The 17,935-nt window shown below is 61.5% G+C and carries 11 protein-coding genes and 1 pseudogene; 4 read left to right on the plus strand and 8 right to left on the minus strand.

Translation table 11 applies throughout. The annotated features are described in order from the left end of the window. Window positions 1–12 precede the first annotated feature (12 nt). The 8 genes from MWN76_RS03325 to MWN76_RS03360 all read right to left on the minus strand — a co-directional run bounded on the left by MWN76_RS03325 (window position 13) and on the right by MWN76_RS03360 (window position 12,706). The gene (locus MWN76_RS03325) at window positions 13–1,419 is read right to left on the minus strand and encodes an alanine/glycine:cation symporter family protein (RefSeq protein WP_250459297.1); all 1,407 of its coding nucleotides are present in this window, start codon (window positions 1,417–1,419) and stop codon (window positions 13–15) included. A gap of 169 nt (window positions 1,420–1,588) precedes the next feature. Further along, window positions 1,589–2,689, minus strand: coding sequence for a LacI family DNA-binding transcriptional regulator (locus MWN76_RS03330; protein ID WP_250459299.1), 1,101 nt, complete (start codon window positions 2,687–2,689; stop codon window positions 1,589–1,591). A gap of 78 nt (window positions 2,690–2,767) precedes the next feature. Beyond that, entirely contained in the window at window positions 2,768–3,463 is a 696-nt protein-coding gene (locus MWN76_RS03335) for a DUF6445 family protein (RefSeq protein WP_250459301.1), read from the minus strand. Next, window positions 3,463–4,971 carry a tryptophan halogenase family protein gene (locus MWN76_RS03340; RefSeq protein ID WP_250459303.1) on the minus strand — a complete coding sequence of 503 codons (1,509 nt, stop codon included), beginning with the start codon at window positions 4,969–4,971 and terminating at the stop codon, window positions 3,463–3,465. The genes MWN76_RS03335 and MWN76_RS03340 overlap by 1 nt, the downstream gene beginning before the upstream one ends. 8 nt (window positions 4,972–4,979) lie before the next feature. Then, entirely contained in the window at window positions 4,980–6,011 is a 1,032-nt protein-coding gene (locus tag MWN76_RS03345; RefSeq protein WP_250459305.1) for a cupin-like domain-containing protein, read from the minus strand. A gap of 14 nt (window positions 6,012–6,025) precedes the next feature. After that, a complete protein-coding gene (locus MWN76_RS03350; protein WP_250459307.1) occupies window positions 6,026–6,769 on the minus strand; it encodes a SapC family protein in 744 nt (247 codons plus the stop codon). A 240-nt stretch (window positions 6,770–7,009) separates the two neighbouring features. Beyond that, window positions 7,010–10,138 carry a TonB-dependent receptor gene (locus MWN76_RS03355; RefSeq protein WP_250459309.1) on the minus strand — a complete coding sequence of 1,043 codons (3,129 nt, stop codon included), beginning with the start codon at window positions 10,136–10,138 and terminating at the stop codon, window positions 7,010–7,012. 372 nt (window positions 10,139–10,510) lie between these two features. After that, window positions 10,511–12,706 carry an alpha-glucuronidase family glycosyl hydrolase gene (locus MWN76_RS03360; RefSeq protein WP_250459311.1) on the minus strand — a complete coding sequence of 732 codons (2,196 nt, stop codon included), beginning with the start codon at window positions 12,704–12,706 and terminating at the stop codon, window positions 10,511–10,513. Window positions 12,707–12,837: 131 nt separating this feature from the next. Between MWN76_RS03360 and MWN76_RS03365 the strand changes: the two genes are divergently transcribed. The 4 genes and pseudogenes from MWN76_RS03365 to MWN76_RS03380 form a co-directional block, all read left to right on the plus strand. Continuing rightward, window positions 12,838–15,231 (plus strand): glycoside hydrolase family 3 N-terminal domain-containing protein, encoded by a 2,394-nt coding sequence (locus MWN76_RS03365; RefSeq protein WP_250459313.1) that lies wholly within the window; start codon window positions 12,838–12,840, stop codon window positions 15,229–15,231. A 212-nt stretch (window positions 15,232–15,443) separates the two neighbouring features. Beyond that, entirely contained in the window at window positions 15,444–16,430 is a 987-nt protein-coding gene (locus MWN76_RS03370) for a glycoside hydrolase family 43 protein (RefSeq protein WP_250459345.1), read from the plus strand. Window positions 16,431–16,556: 126 nt separating this feature from the next. Beyond that, window positions 16,557–17,516 (plus strand): DUF4380 domain-containing protein, encoded by a 960-nt coding sequence (locus MWN76_RS03375; RefSeq protein WP_250459315.1) that lies wholly within the window; start codon window positions 16,557–16,559, stop codon window positions 17,514–17,516. A 168-nt stretch (window positions 17,517–17,684) separates the two neighbouring features. Continuing rightward, window positions 17,685–17,935 (plus strand): annotated as a pseudogene (locus MWN76_RS03380) (bifunctional D-altronate/D-mannonate dehydratase); the annotation flags it as partial.

The raw sequence follows: 17,935 nt of genomic DNA on the forward strand, positions 1-17,935 counted from the left end.
TTGGCGCGGGAGTCAGGCCTCTGACTCCTTCGCCTTGCCCTGCTCAAGGTCCAGAGCGGTAAAGTAGTTGTGCGCAGCGCGATTGACCTGCCTGGCCAGCAACAACGTCGACACCATCGTGGGCACGGCCATCACCGCGTACATCCCGATGATGATATTGTTCACCGCACTCAGGGAGGCCACTGCACCGATCACGATCAACACGATATAAGCGGCAGTGTAAAAATTCTGCCAGCGCGCACCAAACAGGAACACAAAACACTTAACGCCGTAATACCAGAAAGTGACGATGGTACTGAACGCCAGCGGCAGCACCATGACCAGCAACATGATCGGTCCCCAGCCGCCAAAGACCTCCGAGAAGGCATCCGCCGTCAGCGATACGCCGGCAATCCCCTCCCCTTCGCGCCAGGTGCCGGTCAACAGGATCACCAGTGCGGTACAGGTACAGATAACCAGGGTGTCGATGATGGGGCCCGTCATTGCCACCACGCCCTCGCGGATTGGCTCGCGGGTCTTGGCGGCGCCGTGTGCCAGGGACTCGGTGCCGATCCCCGCCTCGTTGGAGAAGGCCCCGCGGCTGATACCGGTGGCAATCACCGTCCCCAGGGCGCCGCCAGCCGCCGCCTGACCGGAAAATGCATCGCTGAAAATCAGCGCGAAGGCAGCCGGCACCTGCTGCCAGAAATAGCCGATCACGATCAGTGTCAGCGCCAGGTAGAAGATCACCATGGCCGGCACGATACGCACCGCAAACTTGCCGATACGCTGGATGCGCCCGACGATCACCACCAGCGCCGCTGCGGCCAGCACACAGCCGATGGCGAAATCGAACAGCAATGAGCCGTCGGCGCTGATCCAGCCGAAAGGCACGGCGAAGGATTCCCGCAGCAGCTGTACCGTCTGGTTGGACTGGAACACCGGCAACAGGCCGCATAGGCCGGCCACGGCGAACAGCAATGCCAGTGGCATCCACTTCCTGCCCAGCCCCTCGCGGATCACGTACATGGGACCGCCCTGCAGTTCGCCGGTGGAGTCGCGCCCGCGGAACATCACCGCGAGCGAGGCGGTGTAGAACTTGGTGGCCACCCCGACCAGCGCCGTGACCCACATCCACAGGATTGCGCCGGGCCCACCGGTGCTGATCGCGATCGCCACGCCGGCAATATTGCCCAGCCCCAGGGTCCCGGACAGCGCGGTAGACAGTGCCTGGCGATGCGGTACCTGGCCGGGATCGTTGGGATCGTCGTATTTGCCGCGCAGCAGGTCGATGCTGTGGCCCAGGTGGCGATAGGGGCGGCCGCGGGAATAGATCAGCAGCGCCAGGCCGCCCCCCACCAGCAGGACCAGCAGGGGCGTCCCCCAGACGAAGGAGGCAAAAGCGGCGAGGGCGGTATCGATGGCAGAGAGGGAAGGCATGGGCAGAGCGCGGGTCCGTTATTCTTTGGATTAAACGGCCTATGCTCGCGCAACCATCGCAAAATCTCAAATAGCGGCGCCTTTCCAACAGGGGCCGGAGGGCCTGAACCCGCTGCCGCCCCACGTAGCCCGGATACAGCGAAGCGGAATCCGGGGCAGCAGCATGCGGCTAGCCGAGCTTTTCCGCCACTGAGCGGTTGCGTTGTTCCGCGCGGCGCTTTTCGTCCGGCGGCGGGGCGTCCGACTGCCGTCTCACCAGAGTAAAGTCCAGCAATTGGTGGCGACTCTCGAGCTCCTCTTCATCGCGGCGGGCGCGGACCTTCTCGGCCAGCAGGTCCACCGCCGCGCGGGCCATCTCGATGATCGGCTGGTGAATGGTGGTCAGCTCCGGCCAGATGGTGGTGGCCAGCGCCGTGTCGTCGAAGCCGCAGACGGTGAGATCGGTGGGCACATCCAGGCCGCGGCGGTGGGCTACGGCCACAGTGGCCGCCGCCATATCGTCGTTACTGGCGAATATCGCCGTGGGGGGTGAATCCAGCTCAAACAGCTTCTGCGCCGCCTCCAGCCCCGAGCGGTATGTAAACAACCCCTCCGCAATCAGCTCCTCACCGCGGGACAGGCCCGCCTCGGCGAGTGCATCGCGATAGCCGGCCAGGCGCCGGCCACTGGCCACCTGGTTGTCGTCGCCGGTGATAAAGCCGATACGCTCGTGACCCAGGGCGATGATATGGCGGGTCATTTCGCAGGCCGCGCGGTAGTCGTCGATACTGACCGAGGCGATGTTCTCCCGCACACACTCGGACGCGATGGCCACCGCCGGCGTGTCGCTGGAGTGCAGCAGGTTCAGCATGCGCGGCTGGTCGGACAGTGGCGGCGGTATCAGGATGCCCTCGACGCCGCCCGCCACCAGGCGCATGGCCACGGCTTCCGCATCCCGTTCGCTATCGCACTTCTCCACCAGCAACTGGATATTGTGGCGGCTGGCCTGCTCCAGTCCGCCCACCAGCAGCTCGCTCAGGTAGGCGGCACTGGGGTTGCTGTAGAGCAGGCCGATGATGATCTGGTCGGCGCTGGCGAGGCTGCGGGCCGCGCGGTTGGGGGTATAGCCGAGCGCCTCGATGGCCCGGTTGACCTCGTCGCGGGTCTTCTCGCGTACATTCTTTTCGCCGTTGATGACACGGGACACGGTCATCGGCGAGACGCCGGCCTCGCGGGCGACGTCGCTGATGGTGGGCGCATTGCGCTGGCGGCGGCTCTGTCTCTGCTTCACTGTCTCTATTGCCCGGCAGTCCTGATTCAACGCTTTATGATCTATCCAAAAGCGACACTAAAGCAACCATCGGGCTCTTCAGCGGCAATCGATAAAGCTGTTGATCGATAATCGACCAGTAGCGATGTCTCCCGCGGGAGTAAAGCTCTCGTCAATTGAGCCGGAGTGAAGAGAGTTGCGACGATAGATCAGCATCCGGTTGAAAACACCCTCCTCTGCGTGAATCTGCTCAAAGAAGGGGGTATCGCCATTGATATAGCCTCCACCGGGGAAATCCGGGTTCCCGCTTTCCTTTTCCAATGCGGCGAAATAGGACTGCTGGCGGGTAGCATCCACCGTCTCGAAACCTGTCGCCCGGTGTCGATAGAAGGCCGTCCCCCCAAGCGGGCGGCGGAAAAGATAGTGAATGGTGGCGAGGCCGTTGGACTCGACGGAATCGATATGGGGTATACGCTGTATCAACCCCAGTTCCTGCGGCGGCTTGGTAACCAGGGAATAATGGCACATGGAAAAAGACAATCGGCGACCGTGCAACTGGAATTGATCGATCAGCAGGTCGCCCAATTGCTCCAGCAGAAACTGCTTGTACTGCAGCGGCGCCCGGGCGCGGACGCCTGGATAGAAACGCCCCCGCTCGGCAAAAGACTTTCCTGCAGCCATATCCACCAATTGCTGCGCGTCAGCGAGGCAGTTATCCACTACCAGCAGTGGTGCTTCCTCAGCGCCGATGGCCAGCTTGCGGATATGGAAATCCGGATGGACGTGCATTGCCATCAGGGCGACACCTCACGCTCATCCGCCATGCAGTATCGCTCGATAAATTCCTGGTGCTGCGGCAGAGCCGAGACGACCCGGGAGATTCCGGATCTGATCCCCTGCTGGAATTTTCGCATTTCCTCCCGGTTCATCAGCCGGGGCAGGGGATGGTATCCCTCGGGGACCAGTCCCTGTCCCAGCATCACCTGTACCCAGGAATCCACGCGGAACAACTCGCCGCCATCCTGGTAAGCGTGAGCGCGCTCGCGGAACAGATGGATGCGGTGTGCGAGTGAATCGGGAATCTGCATACTCTTACAGTGCCGCCAGAATTCACTGTCGTCCCGGCCAGTCACGTGGTAGTGAAGCACAATGAAATCGCGCACTTTCTCCAGCTCATCCCGGGTTTGCTGGTTGTACTCATCGACCAGCGACGGACTGATGCCCCCGAAAGGGAATAACTGCATAAGCCGCGTGATGCCGGTAACAATCAAGTGAATACTTGTCGATTCCAACGGCTCGACAAAACCACCCGCCAATCCCAGTGCGATGCAGTTGTGTCTCCAGGCCTGGCGGCGGCGTCCGGTCTGATAGCGGATCACACGGGGCTCGGTGATTGTTTCCCCTTCGATATTGGACAGCAGTTTCTCCATCGCATCTTCATCAGACAGGTAATGGCTGCTATAGACAAGACCATTACCGACCCGACTCTGCAGTGGAATTCGCCATTGCCAGCCAGCCTCGTGGGCAATGGAGCGCGTATAGGGCAATGCCGGGCCGGTGGCGCGGGTTTGCACCGGTACAGCCCGGTCACAGGGCAGCCACTGGGACCAATCCTCATAGCCGGTGTCCAGGGCCTCCGCTATCAGTAGCCCGCGAAAACCTGTGCAGTCAATAAAAAGATCACCGGCAATTTCACGGCCATCCTCCAACAGCAATGAGTCAATTGAGCCAGTCTCATTGTTCCGCTGTACCTCGAGAATCTTCCCTTCAAGGCGTGTCACTCCATGGCGCTCGCTGAACTCGCGCAGAAACTTTGCATACTTTCCCGCATCCAGGTGATAGGCAAAATTCAGTGGTGATTTTTCTGAAGTGGCAAACTTCCCTTCTTCTGCCACCTGCAACTCCAGGCAGAAGTCGCCTATCTCGGAGTCGAACCCCATCTCCCGGCCATGCAGCCAGAAGTGATGAAAGTCGCACATCCAGGCACTGGTTCCCATTTTTCCAAAGGAGTGGACATAACGATCTCCTTGTTTTCCCCAGTTTTCAAACGCGATACCCAGCTTTGCCGTCGCCTGGGTCGCCCGCATGAATGCCTGCTCATCAATACCCAGCAGCTGGTGAAAGGTACGCAGGGGCGGGATTGTCGCCTCACCGACACCGACGGTGCCTATCTGTTCTGATTCCACCAGGGTAATATCGAGCAGCTCGCCCAACTTTTTTGACAGGGCCGCGGCGGCGATCCAGCCGGCGGTACCGCCTCCGGCAATGACGACCTTCGAGATCTTATTATTGTTATGGTTCATCTCTTTTTTTACCTGTTCAGTTTATGAAGGAGCATCGCCCTCAGCTGCCTCGCTTTCATATCGTCCATCGTTGCCAGAGCCCCCTGTGCATAACCCGGCAGGTGCTCGCGCGGACGCTCTCGATCGCCAAAAATGTAATAGTCGAAAATATGCTTCCATCCCTGCCGTTCATGTTCCGGCCTGTCGCGCAGGCTCAAGAGTGCGTGATACAGCACGTTCATGGGAGTTCCCATATAATGGGGCGATGTATTCCACCAGTAATTGACTAACACATTGAATGGCGACAGGGCTTCCACCTGATGCCACCAGAGGCTTGGATAGAAAACGGCATCGCCCGGCTCCAGGTCCGCTACCTGGGCCTCAGACAGCGCCTCCCGAAAACGGGGGTACTTATCGAAATCCGGCTCGTCAAAGTCAACCATGCTGACCACCTGGCCACCTGGCGTGGGCTCCATGGGACCGGGATAGAGGTTGTCGATCTGATCGGGCGGAAACAGGGTGAACCGGCGCCGGCCGACGACACAGCAGGCGAAATTATTGGGTGCATCGTAGTGGGCAGAGGCAATGGAGCGATTGCCAATCCAGATACTGGTCAGTGGTGCCCCATTTCCAAACATCGCGTCATCAAACACCAGATCGTTATGCTCTCGCAATCCCGGCAGGCAGGCATCCAGGGTGGTGGACCCTACGTATATGGATGGCGGGCTATCACTGCCAAGATGTTCGTCGATCCTGTCCAGAACCTGGTCCAGTGGTAAACGCTGGGTATCAAAATTCAATTCATTCAGGTTGTTCTTGTAGAAATACTTTCCCTTTATCTCCGCCGGCCCCGTATAGGCACAGACCGTCTTTCCATTGTGAAAAGACTTCAGGTAATCCATTGCCTGTTGCGCTGACTGCCTGCCGGCCTTTACCAGTTCCCAATCCTTTGCCACCCCCTTCAGCACAACCGGCTCGCAGGCATCCATCAGTTCCTGCCAGGGAATACTGTCCGCAGAGACTCCCTCCAGGATTTTTGTTTTTTTCTCTATCTCAACCATGCCGATCAGAACCTCTATGGCTGCCCAACAGCCTCCAATAACCGCCGACGCTTCATTTCAATCAGTTTCCTGACATTACCCAGTGAAGCGGTCAACAGATAGGCGCCCTGCAGGAAACCCGCGCGATTGAGTTTCTCCAGCGATGCGCCGTCCAGGTTCGTCAGTTTTTCTTCACTGATCGCATACAAACCGCGCAGGTCGTACTTCTCACCTTCGTGCACCTCGACCTCAATATTCACCGGCTCTATCAATTCGAGGGATTCAAAAGCGGCGAACATGGCCCTGGCCGCAGCCATACCGTCATTGATTCCTCCCAGTATCGTGGCGATACGCTCCAGATAGGGACTGTTTCCGCCGTGGGGCAGGAATACCGGCTCACCCTCAGTCTCGCTGACCCTGGGGCTGTCCATGTCTACATGGATCACCGGCTCAGGCTGGGACTCGCCGTCCACCTCCCGCTGCTGAAAACCGATCAGGAAGGGCCCCCGTGCGAGAATGCCCGGGACATAACCGGCATTCCAGTTGCCGCCATCCAGGAAGAGATTTTCCCCCCTGGCAAAGCCGAGCAACGCTATCGACTGATAGTCACCACTATCGCCGTCCTTGCGCAGCAGAATCGGGTACTCCCGCTGCACATCGCTGTACTCAGTGGGGAACACCAACACCCGGTTGACGTTATCACCAAACTCTTCTCCATAACGGGTGATGACTCGCAAGTTCTTGTGCGTCACATTATCCAGTAATACAGGTTTGCTCATTTCAGATACCAGCGGATGCAGCGGAGGACCGGCATTTGGCGACGGTCAACTCGTATGGAAGTACTTCAGATGAAAGTACAGGAAAGTTTCGACAAAAAAAAGGCCGCTGCAACCAGCGGCCAAGGTTATTCAAGCAACAAACTTAACTCTTGCATCAATAGAATAATGCAATGGTCCAGAGAGGTTATCACCGGGCACGGCCACTCCGGATTATCCCGGCGTGGCCGCTTCAACCCGATATCAGAAGGTGTAACGGGCACCCACTTGATAGCGCGCACCCAGCTCTTCCAGATACCACAACTGACTGGTATTCCGGGAGTAGTGGCGAACATCTTCCTCAGTCAGGTTGATCCCCTCGAAAAAGACATCGAGGCTATCATTGACCTGGTAGCTGACGTTCAGGTCCCACTGAGAATGGGCCTCCACAAAACGCGCGTCGGTAGAGCCCTGAGTGATCGACATCAGGTAGTCATCACGCCAGTTATAGGCCAGGCGCGCCTGGATACCGTAGTTATCGTAGATACCCACCAGGTTGGCGGTATCACTCAGGCCCGGGAGTGCAAACTGTATTTCAGACGGGTCGGCATCGACATCGTAGCCCACATCGCCGCGTACGGTGGTGTAGTTGGCCTGCACACCGAAGCCGGTCTCGCCGAAGAAATGCTGCACCGCGAATTCGAAACCGTGGATCTTGGCACTCTTCTGGTTGGTCGGGTAGGTGGTTTCGTACACCATCACCGGATCATCACTATTTGGACTCAAATCAACCGCGCCGTTAGGCACCGGGTTGCCGTTGTCATCCGTTATGATATCCCCGTTCTCGTCTCTTTTGACCTTCTCCAGACTGCCGATTTTTGCGCTACAGTCCGGATTGGCCAAACCGCTGAGGCTCGATGACAGGTCACCACACTCCGACGGGAATACCACATCCGGATCACCCCGGTATTCCTCGTACACCATCGCTGAAAACAGGGTGGTGTCGTCGACGGCTACTCCGGCACTTTCAAGTGCCGCGATCGCGTCCTGGGCGCGGGGGCCGGCAGTGACATCGCGCATGTCGAAGAAGGTTCGATTCTCTTTCTCGTTGCCGATAAAGTTGTCCACCCGCTTCTCGTAGAAACCGAGGGAAACGTAGCTGGTGTCGCCGTAGTACCACTCCACGGACAGGTCCAGGTTATCGGACTCGAAAGGTATCAGTTGCGGGTTGGTCTCGTCCGCCGTCGGGTTGGCTCCGTTCAGCGTCGAGCCGTTGGTAGCCCAGCCACTGGGAACGGCCGCCAGGCTGCCCAGGCCGGCGCGGGCGATGGTCTTGCTGTAGGAGAAACGTCCCTTCAGGTCATCGCGCAGATCGATTGAGAAATCGAAGCTGGGCAGCAGGTGGTCATAGCTATTGTCGACCGTAAGCGACACCTTCTGGTCGGTATCCACTCTCGAGAAGTCATTGTTGTCCTGCCACAGCAAATAGTCGGGCATGAGCACTTCCGAGGTCGAGGTGGAATCCGTGCTCTCGTAGCGGATACCGGTCAGGTAGTTCACCGGGAAACCGCCCAGTTCGCTGTCTACCGCCACCTGGAAGTAGACCGCCTGCACGTCTTCCTCGACCTTGTTGTTGGCACTCCAGTTATCCGTGTGCGCGCAGGCTGCATCACCACCCCGCGGATAGTTTTCCACGGCCCAGTTGCACAGCCCGGTCGGATCCGAGGCGCGGAAGCCGAGGTTGGTTGCGTCGCCGGAGGGGCTGAAATCATCAAACTGCCCGGTGAGACCGAAAGGCTCCAGTAGTCCGTCAAGGCCGGTGGCGCCTGTGTCGTTGATACCCCAGTCACCCATGGTCCACTGGCGGTTGGATTGCCGCGACAGGAACTCGGTGCTGCGATCCTCAATCCCGAAGTCAAAGCGGCCGTTGTCAAACTCGTAACTGCCGTCCACCTTGACCTGGGAAATGTCGGTCTTCTGGGAGGCGTACCAGACCCGCGCCACCTGGCTGCCGAAATCACCGCCGTCAAACTGGCCCGCTGTGTTGCCACCGTTGGCTTTGCCGGAATCGTCGAAAATGAAGTTGGCACCCGGCAGGTCACCGCGGAAATCCCAGCTCTGGCCGGCAACGACCGGGGCACCGAGACTGATGTCGATGGAGCCGGCGTCGCCGGGGCCCGCGGGCAGGCTCTCCATGCTGGAGTCATGAGCATCCAGGGCCAGTGTCAGGGAATCGTTCACTTCCCAGTCCAGATTGAAGCCGACGGACTTCAGGGTATCTTCCTGTTCGCGCCACTGCTGCTCGAAGCCCATGTCCTTGTCCGTCAGGTTGGTCTCACGGACAAACTCGGGTGTGGCCACAGTGGAGTCGTCGAATATTATTTCGGCAACGCTGCTGCTGTTGGACATCCACAGGGTCTGCTCGCTGCGGAACTCGGTCAGCTGGTTTTCCGCAAAGGTGTAATCCAGGGTACCGGTAATGTTATCTGCCGGACGGAACTGGAAAGTCGCCTGGGCATTGGTGCGCTCGCGCTCGCGATCGGACCAGGTGTAACGCAGATCGAAGGGGCGTACATACAACTGGCCATCTTCGGGGGCGTTCGTGATCTGGGCATCGTCAGTGAGGCTGTAGAGATCGTCCTGTCCCCAGCGGCCGATAGCCCAGTCGTTGACCGTGGCACCGGCAGCACCGGAATCACGCTGCTGGATGCTGCTGGTCAGGGAGACCCCCCAACGCTCGCTGTCATCGGTCCAGCTGAAGATACCGGAAACCTCGGGAGTGTAATCGTCGCCGTTCAGGTTGGTGGTATCGTTCACCGCCTTGGCGCCGAGGCTGAGTTTGAAGCCCGGATCTTCCAGGGGCCGGGTGGTCTTGATGTTGATGGTGCCGCCCAACCCACCGGAGGCAATGTTGGCCTTGCCGGTTTTATAAACCTCGATGCCCCTGACGCTCTCGGAAGCCAGGTTGGCAAAGTCAAATGCACGGCTCTGACCGCCACGGGTGATACCGGCGCCACTGCCACCGCCAAACGCGGAACCACCGGGCATGGTACGACCGTTCAGCGTGACCATATTCATGTCGGAACCAAAGCCACGGATGGTGACCTGGGAACCTTCACCATTGACCCGGTCAATGGAAACGCCGGTAATCCGCTGCAGCGACTCGGCCAGGTTGGTGTCGGGGAATTTACCGATATCTTCGGCGGAAATGGCATCTACCACACCGGACGAATCGCGTTTGATATCCATGGCACGCTCCATGGATGCGCGGATACCGGTTACTGTGATTTCTTCCAGCGAGCCAGATGTTTCCTGGGCACCCACCTGTTGGGCACAGGCCATGGTAGCCACGGCGGTGATGATTACATCCGACAGCTTCTTGCGTTGGAACATAGGGTTCTCCCTTCTCGCGATTAGCCGCCCAGCCATTCCCGGCTGCACAACTCCGGAAATACCACGGCGGTTTAGTTATGTTTATTGTTTGATCGTCTTCTAATTTTTGTTAGCGGGATGGTACCGCTACCATCATTAGGATTACGCTTACACCCGGTGGAAGTCAAGAACTTTTCATTTCTGCAACACACGGAGCACTGTCGCACAACAGCCAATATCCGCGCGGCAGGGTTTTCGGGTGTAAGGAATCACAAACGTCGCAGCCTTATCCTGCCCCGCCCGCGGGAACGAAATCGTCCAGATGGGCGCCGCGACGCAAATCCTGACGTTCGACTTTGCACGTATCACAAAGTCGGACCCCGCCAGAACGCCCTAATGCCCCGGCGCATGGGGGTATGACAGCGCCCGGTAATACTGCAGCGAGTGCGCCGGTGCGCGCGCCCCCGGGGGCAGTTCGCGGCCGGACACCGCGCCGAAATAGGCCAGGCTGGCGTCGCGCCACCAGCGCGCCTCACGCTCCTGGATGGCCAGGAAGCTCGAAGTCTGCACAAAGCGCTCCCGATCCACGAACGGCTCCAGCTGTGCCCAGTCCCGGCGCATCTCCTCCACCTGCGCCACCCCGCGATCGTAGCGGTACACCAGTTCCTGCCAGAGATCGCGACCGGATGGCATCGGGTGGTCCCAGGGCAGATGGTGGAACCAGAGCAGGTATTTTTCCGGCACCGAGGCCCGCGATGAGAATTTCCGCTGCAGCGGCGGCGCATACTGGGCCACCGCGTCGCTGCCCTCGGCGGTGCGATCGAAACCGATACCGCCGGCGTCAGCGCGGTGGTAGTAGACCGGGTTCCACTCCGGGCGCGCCAGTTCCGAGACCCAGGGCGCCGGGCCATAGTGGTGACCGGTGGCCATCAGGTGCGCCAGGCCCAACGGGGTCATGTAATCCACCACCGCCTCGCGAGAGGCCATCATCAGGTCCGCCGCGGGTTGCACGAACGCATCATCCGCGGCAAATGTCATCTCCAGCCAGTCCTCGGCAATGGCGCGGGCGGAGCCGCGCGGATTCCAGGCCAGGCGGCCGAAGACATACCAGTTGGCCTGGTTGAAGATGGAGCCGGACCAGTCCCGGTCGCGGCCGATATTCGCGACCCCGGCGATGCCGGTGTGGCCGTAGTCGTGCAGGCTACCGTCGATGACACTGGCAACCGTGGCGCTGCCATCACAAGCTGCGTCCCTCCTGCCGGGGCCGGGTCCGGTGCAGGTGTCCGCCTCCAGCACCTCTTCGTAGAGCGGCCCCAGGTAGGCCAGGTGGGTGGCAAAGCCCAGGTATTCCTTGGTGATCTGGAATTCCATCATCAGCGGCGTGCCGGGCATGGCGCCGAACAGCGGGTGGAAGGGTTCCCGCGGCTGGAAGTCGATGGGACCGTTTTTGACCTGCAGGACGACGTTGTCGGCGAACTCGCCGTCCAGCGGCTTGAACTCGCTGTAGGCCTGCCTGGCCCTGTCATCGGGGTTGTCGTGGGCGTAGACGAAAGCGCGCCACATGACGACGCCCCCGTGGGGGGCCAGCGCGGCGGCGAGCATATTGGCGCCGTCGGCGTGGCTGCGACCGTAGTCCTGCGGGCCCGGCTGGCCCTCGGAATTGGCCTTGACCAGGAAACCGCCGAAGTCGGGAATGGCGGCGTAGATCTCATCCGCCTTTTCCTTCCACCAGCGCTGCACGGCGGGATTTCCGGGATCCGCCGTGTCCAGGCCGCCGATCTCCATCGGCGCACTGAAGCGCGCGGACAGGTAGACGCGAATACCATAGGGCCGGAACACCCCGGCCAGCGCCGCGACCTTGTCGATATAGCGTGCGGTGAGAATATCGGCATTGGCGTTGACATTGTTCAGCACGGTGCCGTTGATACCGATGGAGGCATTGGCGCGGGCGTAGTCGGTATAGCGCGGATGCCGGAAGTCGGGCAGCCGCCACCAGTCCCAGATGGACTGGCCGGCGTAGCCGCGCTCGACACTGCGATCGAGATTGTCCCAGTGATTGAGCAGGCGCAGATCCACCTGCGGCGAGGAGGCGATCGCCAGCTGCTCCAGTGGCTGGCGCGTCTGCATCAGTTGCAGGAAACGAAAAGCGCCGTAGAGCACGCCGATATCGTCGTTGGCGGCGATGACCGTAGTCCGCTGGCCATCCACCTGCTCGGTGCGAATCAGGTAACCGCCCCTCGCCAGGTCCTCCAGCGGCAGTTCCAGCGCCGCGATCGCCGGTGACTCCTGCGGCGTTCCCAGCAACAGGGCGCCGTCGCGGCCAACCTTGTCGGCCGATTCGATATCGATATCCAGCAGGCCGCCGATACCGCGGCGCAGTTCGTCAGCGGCGGCCCGCAGCGTCGGCGACTGCCGCCGCGGCAACACCAGCTGCCGTGTCGAAACGGTATAGGTTTCGCGCCACTCGGGCTCCACAGACCGATAACGCAGCCACAGATCGTAGCCGTCCTCGGCGTGGCTGTGCGGCGCCAGGCTCAGGGCAATCGAGAACAACAGTGCCGCGCGGCACACCATGGCGGGCCATCTCATCGCTGAATCCTCATTATCATTGTTCTTTCGTCGCAGCGGCTTTGACAAAGCCGTTCGCTGATTTATGATGGTAGCGCTATCACAACGATAAGAAAAGCCAGAACAACAATAACGGCGAGAGGAGAAATATCGTGGCATTCCCCCTGCGGCCACCGAAACTGCTGATCGGCCTCGGCGCTGGCGCCTGCCTGGCGACGGCGGCCTATTTCCTGGCACCCGAATCCGGCGATCCCGCCGACAACACCGGCAACGCACCACTCTACCGCGACGCCTCGGCGCCGGTGTCAGCCCGCGTGCAGGACCTGCTGGCACGCATGACCCTGGAAGAGAAGATCGCCCAGATCACCACCATCTGGGCCGGCAAGACCGAGATCCAGGACGCCGACCTCGATTTCGATCCGGCCCGCGCCCGCGACGCCTTCCCGCACGGCATCGGCCATATCGCGCGGCCCTCGGACCGCCGCGGCAGCGAGCCCGGCGGCCAGTCCCGCTGGCGCACGCTGCGCGACACCGTCGACTATATCAACGCAATACAGCACTACGCGGTGAAGGAAACCCGCCTCGGTATTCCGGTGCTGTTCCACGAGGAGGCGCTGCACGGCTACGCCAGCGCCGACGCCACCAGTTTCCCGCAGTCGATCGCACTGGCCAGCAGCTGGGACACGGACCTGGTGCAGCGGGTCAATACCGTCATCGCCCGCGAAGTGCGCGCCCGCGGCGTGCCGCTGGTGCTGTCGCCGGTGGTGGATATCGCGCGCGACCCGCGCTGGGGCCGTATCGAGGAAACCTTCGGTGAGGATCCCTACCTGGTAGGCGAAATGGGCGTGGCCGCGGTGAAAGGCCTGCAGGGCGACACACTGCCGCTGGCGGGCGACCGCGTCTTCGCCACGCTCAAACACATGACCGGCCACGGCCAGCCGGAGAGCGGCACCAATGTGGGCATTGCACCCTTCGGTGAACGCACGCTGCGCGAATACTTTTTCCCACCGTTCGAGCAGGTGGTCAAACGCACCAATATCGGCGCGCTGATGGCGTCCTACAACGAGATCGACGGCGTCCCCAGCCATGTGAACAAATGGATGCTGGACGATGTGCTGCGCGGCGAGTGGGGTTTCGGCGGCGCCGTGGTCAGCGACTACGACGCCATCGCCCAGCTGCAGCGCCTGCACCACCTGGAACCGGACCTGGAGTCCGCCGCGCTGGCGGCGCTGGATACCGGTGTCGACACCGATATGCCGGACGGCGAGAGCTACCGCCTGCTGGCCGATGCCGTGCGCAACGGCCGCGCGACGGAAAAGCAGATCGATACCGCCGCCGGCCGCATGCTGGCACTGAAGTTCAACGCCGGCCTGTTCGAAGACCCGTTCGGCGACGCCGACCTGGCCGAGCGGATTACCGGCAACGACGACGCCCGCGCCCTGGCCCTGGAGGCCGCGCGCAAATCCATGGTGCTGCTGAAAAACGACGGCACCCTGCCCCTCGACGACGGCGCGCTGGACTCCCTCGCGGTGATCGGCCCCAACGCAGCGGTGGCACGCCTGGGCGGCTACTCGGGCCAGCCGCTGCAGACCGTCAGCCCGCTGGAGGGCTTGCAGTCCCGCGTCGGCGAACGCGTGCAACTGCTGCACGCGGAGGGCGTGCGCATCACCAAAGACGACAACTGGTGGACCGACGAGGTACAACTGGCCGACCCGCAGGAAAACCGGCAGCGTATCCGCGAGGCCGTGGCAGTGGCGAAAAAGGCCGATGCCATTGCGCTGTTCCTCGGCGACACGGCGCAGACCAGCCGCGAGGCCTGGGCCGAAAACCACCTGGGCGACCGCTCCAGCCTGGCACTGGTGGGCGAGCAGGAAGCACTGGCGGAAGCCCTCTTCGCGCTGGGCAAGCCGGTGGTGGTGGTGCTGGTCAACGGCCGCCCGCCGGCACTGGAAAATATTGCCGCCCGGGCCAACGGCCTGATCGAGGCCTGGTATCCCGGCCAGGAGGGCGGCACCGCGATCGCCGAGGCGCTGTTCGGCGACATCAATCCCGGCGGCAAACTGCCGGTCACCTTCGCCCGCAACGTCGGCCAGTTGCCGCTCTACTACAACCGCAAGCCCAGCGCGCGCCGCGGCTACCTGTTCGACGACAAGTCGGCGCTGTTCCCGTTCGGTTTCGGTCTCAGCTATACCCGCTTTGAAATAGGCACACCGAAACTGTCGTCGGGCGACATTGCCACCGACGGTTCCGTCGACGTCTCGGTGACGGTGGAAAACACCGGCCAGCGCAGTGGCGACGAAGTGGTGCAGCTCTATATCCGCGACCGGGTCGCCTCGGTCACGCAGCCGATCAAGCAGCTGCGCGGTTTCGAGCGCGTCACACTACAGCCCGGCCAGCGTCGCGAGGTGACCTTCACGCTCGACGCCGAAGACCTGTCGCTGTGGAACCGCTCCATGCAGCGGGTGGTCGAGCCGGGCGAATTCGAGATAATGGTGGGCGCCAACTCCGGGCAACTGAAAACCGCAGTGCTCACGGTCAGCCCCTGAACGATCAAAAAGACCGGGACGGGGGCGGCAGAGCAGCCCCCGCCGGGAATACACAAAGCACAGACAATAAATAACGGAGCCAAAACGCGATGAACAAAGCAAAACTGTCCACCCTGGCACTGGCCCTGGGCGCCACCCTGTCCGCCTGCGCCGCCGACGACAAATCCGGCGAGGTCCCCGACGTCGTCAAGAAGGAAGCGGAAAACCGCCGCATGGCCCAGGAGCGCGAATTCACCTCCGATCCGCTGGTCAGCCATATCTATACCGCCGACCCATCCGCCCACGTCTGGAACGACCGGCTGTATATCTACCCGTCCCACGATATCGAGACGGATATCCCGATGGACGACACCGGCGCCCACTTCGCGATGCGCGACTACCGCATCCTGTCCCTGGAAAAGGTCGGCGGCGAGGTGGAAGAACACGGCGTGGCCCTGTCGGTCGAGGACGTACCCTGGGCCAAGCGCCAGATGTGGGCGCCGGATGCGGCCAGGAAAGGCGACAAATACTACCTGTACTTCCCGGCCAAGGATGAGAAGGATATTTTCCGCATCGGCGTGGCGGTCGGCGACTCGCCCACCGGCCCCTTCGAGGCGCAGCCGGAACCCATCTCCGGCAGCTACAGTATCGATCCCACCGTCTACCAGGACGACGACGGCGAGAGCTACCTGTACCTGGGCGGTATCTGGGGCGGCCAGCTGCAACGCTGGCAGACCGGCGAATATGTGGCCGAGGACAGCTATCCGGCCGACGACGCACCGGCCATCGCACCGATGGTGGCCAAGCTGTCCGACGATATGCTGCGCTTTGCCGAAGAGCCGAAGGAGATCGAACTGCTGTACCCGGACGGCACCCCGATCCGCGCCGGCGACAACGAGAAACGCTTCTTCGAGGCCGCCTGGATCCACAAGTACAACGACACCTACTACTTTTCCTATTCCACCGGCGACACCCACAAGATCGCCTACGCCACCGGCGACAGCCCCTACGGGCCCTTCACCTATCGCGGTGTCATCCTGGAACCGGTACTGGGCTGGACCAACCACCACTCCATCGCCAAGTTCAATGACCAGTGGTATCTCTTCTACCACGATACCGAACTCTCCGGCGGCCAGACGCACCTGCGCAATGTGAAGATGATGCCGCTGGCCTACAACGAGGACGGCACCATCAAGACACTGAACGCCTTTGCGGACTGAACCATGAACCAATCCAGACGATGTAACGGTAGGAGCCTGCCCCGCAGGCGAATCACGAGGCGCCGGTCTTTCGCCAGCAGGGCTGGCTCCTACAGCCTGGCGCTGGCGGCGCTATTCGGTGCGGCTGTGGCGGACGCTCAGCAGATAGAAGCCCACACACTGGAAAACGACAAACTGAGCTACCGCTTTACCCCGCAGATCGGCGGGCGCGGTCTCGGCTTCTCCACTGCCGGCGGCGAAAACCTGTTGAAGGTGGGCGCGGCGGTACGCGAGGTACCGGCACCGCAAGCGACTGCGGAGGCGGGGTTCGTGCCCTACTTCGGCCATATCGTCTGGCCCGGCCCACAGGGCGACTGGTGGAAACAGCAGACGCTGAACGCCGGGCGTCGCGAGGCCGCCGCCGTCTGGCCACCGGATCCGTTTACGGTACTGGCCGCGAGCAAACTGATAAAGCTGACCGAAACCGAGGCGGAAATGGTCTCGCCGGTGAGCCCGGTCACCGGCCTGCAGCTGACCAAGCGCTATCGCCTCGACGGCGACACGCTGCAACACCAGGTGCAGGCGGTCAATCGCCGCGACGAACCGGTGCGCTGGGATATCTGGTTCAACACCCGCGTCAGCCCGGATGCCCGCCTCTATGTGCCGGTCAGGGATTTCGACGGCGACCTGCGCCTGGAGAAATTCCCGGAAATGTCCGCTGTGGCCCAAGCCGACAAGAACAAGCGCCAGTTGGGGCTGTTCGATTTCGCCCGCGGTGAGAACGTCAAGGCCAAGGCGTTTATCGAACCCGCCGCCGGCTGGATCGCCGCCTTCGACCGCGGCCAGCTGTTCCTGATCGAGTTCGAACAGCAGCCGCGCGAATCCATCCATCCGGAACAGGGCCAGGTGGAAGTGTATCTGGAACAGGACCCGGACAAACCCGGCAGCGGCGTCATGGAACTGGAGGTACACGCCCCCTATCGCGAACTGGCGCCGGGGGAATCCATGGCTGCGGAGGAAAACTGGCGCGCGCTGGCCTATACCGGTGAGGACAGTATCGAAGGTCATCTGCGTGCGCTGAAAGAACTGGGCCTCGACGGTCTCTGACTGCCTCTGCAGGATGTTTTCGTCATTCCGGCGCAGGCCGGAATCCAGGTACCACTGAGCTGGATACCGGCTTGCGCCGCTATGGCAATCCAATAGATACCTGTTTGGAAACAGATTTGGAAACAGAGTATCTGCAGACAGCACGATATTTTTTGCAGGAAAGTTTCAATGCCAAAAATCACCGCCGCCCGGGTCATCATCACCTGCCCCGGCCGCAATTTCGTCACCCTGAAAATCGAGACCGACACCGGCGTCTACGGTGTCGGCGACGCGACCCTGAACGGCCGCGAACTGGCCGTGGCCAGTTACCTCGAGGACCATGTGGTCCCGTGCCTGATCGGCCGCGAGGCGCACAACATCGAGGACACCTGGCAGTACCTGTACCGCGGCGCCGACAGGCGCCGCGGCCCCGTCCCCCG

Origin of the sequence: Microbulbifer litoralis (assembly GCF_023634065.1) — a bacterium.
Classification (GTDB): Bacteria; Pseudomonadota; Gammaproteobacteria; order Pseudomonadales; family Cellvibrionaceae; genus Microbulbifer; species Microbulbifer litoralis.

Excerpts from the sequence above, each read along its gene's own strand:
- MWN76_RS03325 (WP_250459297.1), bottom strand. The coding sequence starts at position 1,419 with ATGCCTTCCCTCTCTGCCATCGATACCGCCCTCGCCGCTTTTGCCTCC.
- MWN76_RS03335 (WP_250459301.1), bottom strand. The coding sequence starts at position 3,463 with ATGGCAATGCACGTCCATCCGGATTTCCATATCCGCAAGCTGGCCATC.
- MWN76_RS03340 (WP_250459303.1), bottom strand. The coding sequence starts at position 4,971 with ATGAACCATAACAATAATAAGATCTCGAAGGTCGTCATTGCCGGAGGC.
- MWN76_RS03345 (WP_250459305.1), bottom strand. The coding sequence starts at position 6,011 with ATGGTTGAGATAGAGAAAAAAACAAAAATCCTGGAGGGAGTCTCTGCG.
- MWN76_RS03350 (WP_250459307.1), bottom strand. The coding sequence starts at position 6,769 with ATGAGCAAACCTGTATTACTGGATAATGTGACGCACAAGAACTTGCGA.
- MWN76_RS03355 (WP_250459309.1), bottom strand. The coding sequence starts at position 10,138 with ATGTTCCAACGCAAGAAGCTGTCGGATGTAATCATCACCGCCGTGGCT.
- MWN76_RS03360 (WP_250459311.1), bottom strand. The coding sequence starts at position 12,706 with ATGAGATGGCCCGCCATGGTGTGCCGCGCGGCACTGTTGTTCTCGATT.
- MWN76_RS03370 (WP_250459345.1), top strand. The coding sequence starts at position 15,444 with ATGGCCCAGGAGCGCGAATTCACCTCCGATCCGCTGGTCAGCCATATC.